Raw genomic sequence first — 6,717 nt, 5'->3', positions numbered from 1 at the left:
AAGGAACGGACGCTTCCTTTGTACTCACCCTCTCGGGCTTTCCTCCGGGCGCTTCCCTTCGGTCTTGCGTTTCCGACTCTATCAGACCGTTTTACCGGCCGATTTCCTCGGGGTCTTGCTTCGCTTTCCGGCCTTTCGGCTTTCCGGGGAGTCCGACTCTATCAGATCCTTTCGGGCCTGATTCCCAGTCAGGGGGCTTGTCTTCCCGGCCTGTTGGGCCGTTCCGACGTCCCAAACATTAGCGGATCCCGGCGGCAGTTCCTAATCGAGGTGATCGGGACGTCCGCAACCCAATTTCGAATTGAATTCGGGCACGCCGAAAGCAATCCCTTGGGGAGATCGTGCTGGTGTTTGAGTGCCGCATCAGCGGCTGAAGGTGCTGTCGGAGAACCGTTACGGCTCCGCGGCAACCCGAAGAACTATACGGACCCGTGGGGTCCGCGTCAACCCCCTCCGAGGTCGGCTCAGTCGAGGTCGTTGAGTCGGCCGCCGGCGTCCGGCTGGGCGTGCTCCACGCGGCGCAGGAGGCGGGTCAGGACCTCGCCGAGGGCGGTGCGCTCCGTCGGGGAGAGGTCCTGGAGGAGGTCCTCCTCGAAGACCGTGGCCAGGCGCATGGCGTGGAGCCACTTCTCGCGGCCCTCGGCCGTCAGCTCCACGATGACGCGGACCCTGTTGTTCTCGTCGCGGTCCCGGGTGACCAGGCCCTCCTGGACCATGCGGTCGATGCGGTGGGTCATCGCGGCCGGCGTGAGCCCGAGCCGCTTGGCCAGGTCGCCGGGGCCCAGGCGGTAGGGGGCGCCCGAGAGGACCAGGGCCTTGAGGACCTCCCACTCGGTGTTGCTGATGCCGATCTCGGAGGTCTGCCTGCCGTACGCGACGTTCATCCGGCGGTTGAGTCTGCCCAGCGCCGAGACGATCTGCTCGACCTGGGGGTCCAGGTCCCGGAACTCCCGCTGGTACGCGGCGATCTGCTCTTCGATGGTCGGCTCGGCTGCCATGCGGCGAAGTATGGCACGGCGGCGGTTGGCGTTGAAGTCCTTCGAGATGTATTGTTTAGCTTCTAACTTTAGCTTCGAAGTCTTCAGGGTTGAGCAGTGACCGCCACCCCTGGGGGCTTCTTCTTGTGCTGCGAAAGGGCAGGTGAAAGTGACCAGGGCGATGGGCGCCGCGATGCGGCGTGTGCAGGTGGGTAGCGCGCTGAGTTCGTTCGGCGTGGGCTTCACGGTTCCGTTCCTCTACGTCTATGTGGCGGAAGTACGGGATCTGGGCGCCGGTGCGGCGGGGATCGTGCTGGCCGCCTTCGCCATGGCCGCCCTGGTCGTCCTGCCCTTCACCGGTCGCGCCATCGACCGGCGCGGCCCCATGCCCGTACTGCTCGTGGCGTCCGGGGTCGCCTCCGTGGGGGCGCTCGGGCTCGGGCTCGCGAGCACCGAGGCCGCCGCCATCGCGGCCGCCGCCGTCCTCGGCGCCGGTACCGCGGTGCTGCAGCCGGCGCTCGCCACCATGATCGTGTGGTGCTCGACGCCCGAGACGCGGACGCGCTCCTTCGCCATGCAGTTCTTCCTGCAGAACCTGGGGCTCGGCATCGGTGGTCTCATCGGCGGCCAGATCGTCGACGAGAGCCGGCCGGAGAGCTTCCTGCGGCTGTTCGCCATCGAGGCCGTGATGTTCCTGGTGCTCGCCGCGATCGTGCTCACCGTGCGGATGCCGCAGGCCGCCGCGCTCGGTGAGGCCGCGCCGAAGGGCGACGCCAAGGGCGGGCTGCGGACGCTGCTCGGGCACCGGGCGATGGTGCAGCTGTGCGGACTCGGGTTCGTGCTGTTCTTCGCCTGCTACGGGCAGTTCGAGTCGGGGCTCAGTGCCTACGGCGTCGAGGCCGCCGGGATCTCGGCGTCCACGCTCGGGATCGCGCTCGCCGCCAACACCGCGATGATCGTCGTCGCGCAGTTCGCCGTGCTGAAGTTCGTCGAGCGCCGCAAGCGGTCGCGGGTCATCGCCGGCGTCGGGCTCATCTGGGCCGTCGCCTGGATCGCCGCGGGCTACGCGGGACTCGGGCACGGGAGCCAGGCCATGGCCACCGCCGCCTTCATCTCCACGTACGCGCTCTTCGGGCTCGGTGAGTCGATGCTGTCGCCGACCGTGGCGCCGCTGGTCGCCGACCTCGCGCCCGCGGGCCGGGTCGGCTCGTACAACTCGGCCTTCGCGCTGGTGAAGCAGCTCGCGCTCGCCGTCGGGCCGGCCGTCGGCGGGCCCATGGGCGCCGCGCTGCACGGCCCGTACATCGTCACCTTCCTGCTGTTCTCGCTGGGCATCACCGTGCTCGCGCTGCGGCTCGGCAAGCGGCTCACCCCGCTGCAGGACCAGCCGTCGCTCGCCGGGACCCGTGTGGTCATGGTCAGCAAGCCCGAACCGGCTTCGGCCGACGCCTGAGCGGGGCGGGCGTCAGCGGACCGCCGTCGTCAGCGTCGCCGTGAAGGGCAGCGTCACCGAACCGTCGGGAGCCACCCGGTCCGCGAAGCGGGCGGCGAAGCGGTGGCCCGCCGAGCGCAGGGCATCCGGCTCCGCGAGCGCGCTCCACGGGAGCGCCGAGAAGTGGCCGGGGACGTAGTCGACGAGGGGCGGGAGCGTCACGTCGAGGGTGACCGGGCGGGACTCCACCTCGTGGAAGCCCGCCCGGTTCAGCGCTGTCGTGAGGATGTCTCCGGTGACGGCGAAGGCGCGGGTGAAGTCGGCCCCCGCCTGTTCGCCCGCGTGTTCGGCGAGGGTCTCCCGCTGGGCGAGGAAGTACGGGGAGCGGTCCAGGTGGCTCCAGGTCGTGGCGGCGAAGCGGCCGCCCGGCGCGGTCACCCGGGCCGCTTCCGCGCACACGGCCGCGAGGTCCGGGAAGAACTGGGCGCCCTGCTGGCACAGGACCGCGTCGAAGGTGCCGTCCCCGTGCGGCAGCCGGTCGGCCGGCGCCTCGGCGAACTCGATGTCGGGGTACAGGTGCGGCCGGTGCGCCACCGCCACCCGCAGCATCCCGGGGCTGACGTCGGTGCCGTGCACCCGGCCGGCCGGACCGACCCGGGCCGCCGCGAGCCGGGCCGTGAACCCCGTACCGCAGGCCAGGTCGAGCACGGTGTCGCCGGGACACAGGGCGGCGGCGTCCACGAGTGCGGTGACGAAGGGCGCCATGAGCGGCGCGACGTAACGCTCGTAGCGCTCGGGGGCGCTGCCGGTGGGACGGAAATCTGAGACGGGTACGGAGACGGGTGCGGCATCTGCTGCGTCAGTCATAGGGAGCTGATAGCAGCCCGGGACCGCCTTGCCCAGGGGCCTCGCGGCAAGGCGTGCGTGCCTACGGTCTGTCCGGGAGCACGAACTCGCACCAGACCGCCTTGCCGCCGCCCGGTGTGCGGCGCGAGCCCCAGTTCGAGGCGATGGTGGCGACGATGGCGATGCCGCGGCCCGTCTCGTCCGCCGGTTCCGCCCGGCGGCGGCGCGGGAGGTGGTCGTCGCCGTCGGTGACCTCGACGATCAGGCGGCGGTCCGTGCGGCGCAGCCGCAGGCGCATCGGCGGGATGCCGTGCTGGAGCGAGTTCGCCACGAGTTCGCTGGCCGCCAGGACGCCCAGGTCGTGCAGTTCGGGGGCGAAGCGCCAGCTGGTCAGGACTCCGGACGCGAAGGCACGCGCGCGCGGGGCGGCCTCGATGCCGCCGAGGAGCTCCAGCGCGGCGTTGCGGAACAGCTCGCCGTCGGAGCCCTTGCGGGCCGGGTGCTGGAGGACCAGGACCGCCACGTCGTCGTCGTGGTCGGCGGTGACGCCCGCGGCCCGGATCAGCCGGTCGCAGATCACCTGCGGGGTGCCCGTCGCGCCGGCCAGCGCGTTCTCCAGCGCGGCCACGCCCTCGTCGATGTCCTCGTCCCTGCGTTCGACCAGGCCGTCGGTGTAGAGGACCGCGGTCGAGCCGGGGCCGAGCGGCACCGAGCCCGACGTGTGCAGCCAGCCGCCGGTGCCGAGCGGCGGGCCGGTCGGCTCGTCGCCGCGGTGGATCGTGCCGTTCTCGTCCCTGACGAGGATGGGGAGGTGGCCCGCCGAGGCGTAGACGAGCCGGCCCTCGTTCGGATCGTGGACGGCGTAGACGCAGGTGGCGATCTGCTGGGGGTCGATCTCCGTAGCCAGGCCGTCGAGCAGTTGCAGTACCTCGTGCGGCGGCAGGTCCAGACGCGCGTAGGCACGGACCGCCGTGCGGAGCTGGCCCATCACCGCCGCCGCGCGCACGCCGCGGCCCATGACGTCGCCGATGACGAGCGCGGTGCGGCCGCCGCCGAGGGTGATGACGTCGTACCAGTCGCCGCCGACCGCGGCCTCGGTGCCGCCGGGCTGGTAGGTGGCGGCGATGCGCAGGTCGTCGGGCTCCTCCAGCTCCTGGGGCAGCAGGGAGCGCTGGAGGGTGACCGCGGTCTCGCGCTGGCGGCGCTCGCTGGTGCGCAGGCGCTCGGCGGCCTCGGCGTGGTCGGTGACGTCGGCGGCGAAGACCAGGACGCCGGGGCCCTCGGCCGTCTCCAGCGGGGTGCAGGTCACGGTGTACGAGCGGCCGCCGGAGGTCTTGCGGGACTTGACCGTGCGGGGCTTGGCGCTGCGCAGGACCTGGTCGAGGAGCGGGAGCAGGCTCAGCTCGTCCAGCTCGGGCAGGGCCTCGCGGGCCGGTGCGCCGGGCGGGCGGTCGCCGAAGGCGGCGACATAGGCGTCGTTGACGTACGCGACGCGGTGCTCCGGGCCGTGCACCAGGGCGACGAGGCCGGGGATGCGGTCGAGGACGGCACGGACCGGCAGTCCGTCCACCCCCGCGCCGCCCGCGCTCTCCGCGCCCTCGGAACCCTCGGGGTCCCGCTCGGTCCGCTGCTCGTCGTCGGGAAGGTGCTCGGCGCGCGCGGGCGGCACCGCGCCGTCGCCCCGCTGGGGTACGCCGTGGTCGGCCCGCGCTGCGGCGCGGCGCTGCGTTCCGGGAAGTCGGGCGCTCCAGCGCGTGAAGTTCACTTGGGAAAAGCCTCGTGGGTTCGAGGGAGGGCACAGGGCCCGCCCATGGTCGTGGACCAGTCTGGCCGACCGTACTGACAAACGTCAGACGCCGGTGTGCGGGCGGGAGTTCCGCGCTCCGGTCAGCGGGGCGTCGAGGGAGGGGCGGCTGCGATCAGGGAGACCCTTTCGGGCCGCCGGCGGGAGGAGCGGAAGGATCCTCAGGAGGGACGTCACCGGCCGCCAGTTCGAACTCGGCGCGTGGCCGTTCCAGCGAGCCGAGCGAGACGATCTCCCGCTTGAACAGGCCGGACAGACACCATTCGGTCAGGACGCGGGCCTTACGGTTGGCGGTGGGCACCCGGCTGAGGTGGTAGACGCGGTGCATGAACCAGGCAGGGTAGCCCTTCACCTTGCGTCCGTAGACGTGTGCGACACCTTTGTGCAGACCGAGCGAGGCCACGGAACCCACGTACGCGTGCCGGTAGTCGGCCGGCGGTCCGCCGCGCAGGGACGCCGTGATGTTGTCGGCGAGCGTCCTGGCCTGGCGGACCGCGTGCTGGGCGTTGGGCGCGCACTCCTTGCCGGGCGCGGTGACGTCCGGGACCGCGGCGGCGTCGCCGGCTCCCCAGGCGTGCGGCGCGCCGTCGACGGCGAGGGCGGCGGTGCAGCGGAGCCGGCCCCGGTCGGTCAGCGGCAGGTCGGTGGCGGCGAGCAGGGGGCTCGGTTTCACCCCGGCCGTCCACACGACCGTACGGGTGGGGAGGCGGGAGCCGTCGGAGAGGACCGCGACCCGGTTCTCGCAGGATTCCAGGCGGGTTTCGAGGCGTACGTCGATGTTCCGGCCGCGCAGTTCGCGGATCGTGTAGCGCCCCATCTCCGGGCCGACCTCCGGCAGGATCCGGTCACTGGCCTCGACCAGGATCCATTTCAGGTCCTCGGCCTTGACGTTGTGGTAGTGCTTCGCCGCGTACCGGGCCATGTCCTCCAGCTCGCCGAGCGCCTCCACGCCCGCGTAGCCGCCGCCCACGAAGACGAAGGTCAGCGCGGCGTCGCGGATCGCCGGGTCGCGAGTGGAGGAGGCGATGTCGAGCTGCTCGATGACGTGGTTGCGCAGGCCGACTGCCTCCTCGACCGTCTTGAAGCCGATGCCGTGGTCGGCGAGGCCGGGGACCGGCAGGGTGCGGGAGATCGAGCCGGGGGCCAGGACCAGTTCGTCGTAGCGCAGCGGGGCCGGGCCCGTGCCCTCCTCGTCGCTGGCGAGGGTGGTGTACATCGCCGTGCGCTTGGCGTGGTCGACGGAGACGACCTCGCCGACGATCACTCTGCAGTGGCCGAGGACCCGGCGGAGCGGGACGACCACGTGGCGCGGGGAGATGGATCCGGCCGCGGCCTCCGGCAGGAACGGCTGGTACGTCATGTACGGGTCGGGGGTGACGACGACGATCTCCACGGCGCCGCCGCGGAGTTCGTGTTTGAGCCTTTTCTGGAGCCGCAGGGCGGTGTACATCCCGACATAACCGCCGCCGACGACCAGGATGCGGGCAGGGTCCTGCTTCGGCTCCGGTGATGGCGTCCTTGGCATCGTCACCGTCCCATGACGCATCGGACCCTTGATTTTGTCCACAGCCCCGGCAAATTGTGTGCCCGGTGAACGGCGGCGGAAAGCGCCCCCATCGGCCCCGCCCGTACCCGGCGTTCAGGGCAGAACCGCAGGT

5 protein-coding genes are annotated in these 6,717 nt (G+C 71.8%); 1 reads left to right on the top strand and 4 read right to left on the bottom strand.

What is annotated here, in order from left to right; translation table 11 throughout:
- Positions 1-464: 464 nt before the first annotated feature.
- The gene (locus ABZ930_RS20425; protein WP_361549592.1) at positions 465-998 is read right to left on the bottom strand and encodes a MarR family transcriptional regulator; all 534 of its coding nucleotides are present in this window, start codon (positions 996-998) and stop codon (positions 465-467) included.
- Positions 999-1,158: 160 nt separating this feature from the next.
- On the opposite strand from ABZ930_RS20425, the gene ABZ930_RS20420 reads away from it, so the two are divergent.
- Positions 1,159-2,430 carry an MFS transporter gene (locus tag ABZ930_RS20420; RefSeq protein WP_361549604.1) on the top strand — a complete coding sequence of 424 codons (1,272 nt, stop codon included), beginning with the start codon at positions 1,159-1,161 and terminating at the stop codon, positions 2,428-2,430.
- A gap of 12 nt (positions 2,431-2,442) precedes the next feature.
- Here the strand turns inward: ABZ930_RS20420 and ABZ930_RS20415 are convergent, their stop codons facing one another.
- The 3 genes from ABZ930_RS20415 to ABZ930_RS20405 form a co-directional block, all read right to left on the bottom strand.
- Positions 2,443-3,276, bottom strand: a complete 834-nt coding sequence (locus ABZ930_RS20415; RefSeq protein ID WP_361549590.1) for a methyltransferase domain-containing protein — start codon at positions 3,274-3,276, stop codon at positions 2,443-2,445.
- A 61-nt stretch (positions 3,277-3,337) separates the two neighbouring features.
- Positions 3,338-5,020 carry a SpoIIE family protein phosphatase gene (locus ABZ930_RS20410; protein WP_361549588.1) on the bottom strand — a complete coding sequence of 561 codons (1,683 nt, stop codon included), beginning with the start codon at positions 5,018-5,020 and terminating at the stop codon, positions 3,338-3,340.
- A gap of 154 nt (positions 5,021-5,174) precedes the next feature.
- On the bottom strand, positions 5,175-6,584 hold the full coding sequence (locus ABZ930_RS20405; RefSeq protein WP_361549586.1) for an NAD(P)/FAD-dependent oxidoreductase: 1,410 nt from the start codon (positions 6,582-6,584) through the stop codon (positions 5,175-5,177).
- Positions 6,585-6,717: the final 133 nt, after the last annotated feature.

Origin of the sequence: Streptomyces sp. NPDC046716 (genome assembly GCF_040645755.1) — a bacterium.
Classification (GTDB): Bacteria; Actinomycetota; Actinomycetes; order Streptomycetales; family Streptomycetaceae; genus Streptomyces.
Note: the sequence above shows the minus strand (reverse complement) of the source record. Positions and strands in the feature narration are given on the sequence as shown.

Coding starts and splice junctions, on each gene's coding strand:
- ABZ930_RS20425 (WP_361549592.1), bottom strand. CDS start 998: ATGGCAGCCGAGCCGACCATCGAAGAGCAGATCGCCGCGTACCAGCGG.
- ABZ930_RS20420 (WP_361549604.1), top strand. CDS start 1,159: ATGGGCGCCGCGATGCGGCGTGTGCAGGTGGGTAGCGCGCTGAGTTCG.
- ABZ930_RS20415 (WP_361549590.1), bottom strand. CDS start 3,276: ATGACTGACGCAGCAGATGCCGCACCCGTCTCCGTACCCGTCTCAGAT.
- ABZ930_RS20405 (WP_361549586.1), bottom strand. CDS start 6,584: ATGCCAAGGACGCCATCACCGGAGCCGAAGCAGGACCCTGCCCGCATC.